We start from the raw sequence: 762 nt of genomic DNA, 5'->3' as shown, positions 1-762 counted from the left end.
CGCCGGCAGCGTCGGCAACGGCCGGTCGGCGGCCAGTTCGGCATCGAGCGCGCCGGGCTCGCGGCCGATCAGCAGCGCCAACTGGTCCAGCGCCACCTGCGCCTGCGCCTGCAGGTCCGGGAGTACCGCTTCCTGTTGCTGCAGTTGCGCCTGCGCGCGTTCCACCTGCAGGTCGGCGTCGGCGCCGCGCTCGCGGCGCTGCCGGGTCAGCTGCAGGGTCTGCCGGGCAGCCTCCAGGTTGCGCTGGGCCACGGCCATGCGCGCACGCGTGCTGCGGTAGCCCAGGTAGGCCTGCCCCACTTCGGCGGCAATCTGCACCTGGGTGTCGGCCAGGTCGGCCTCGTCGGCCTGGGCATCGGCCAGTGCGCCCTCGCTGGCGCGGCGGCGGCGGCCGAAGAAATCCAGTTCCCAGCTGGCATCGATGCCGACGCTGTAGAGCTGCGCGCGCGGATCGATCTCCACCGGCTGGCCGGTGCCGGCGGCGATGCTGCCCAGGCGGTCGGTCAGCGCATCCGGCGCGCGCGCGTTGAGATAGGCGGCCGTCGCTCCGACGCTGGGCAACTGCTCGGCGTGGCGCTGGTCGACCAGCGCGCGCGAGGCGCGCAGGCGCGCCTGCGCCACCCGCAGGTTGGGGCTGTGCTGCAGGGCCTGCTCGACCAGCATGGTCAATTGCGGATCCTGCAGGGTGTCCCACCAGCGCTGCGGCGGCGGTGCCGGCACCACGCCGGCGGCCGCGGCCGTGGCATCGGCGCGGTGCAGCCG

The 762-nt window shown here is 74.9% G+C and carries 1 protein-coding gene; it reads right to left on the bottom strand.

Features of this window, described 5'->3' with window-relative positions:
* On the bottom strand, window positions 1–762 hold a 762-nt coding region (locus D180_RS14685; protein WP_017913392.1), incomplete at both ends, for a TolC family protein.

Source organism: Xanthomonas sp. SHU 166 (assembly GCF_000364685.1).
In the GTDB taxonomy this organism is placed as follows: Bacteria; Pseudomonadota; Gammaproteobacteria; order Xanthomonadales; family Xanthomonadaceae; genus Xanthomonas_A; species Xanthomonas_A sontii.
This window is presented reverse-complemented; position numbering and strand designations above follow the sequence as displayed.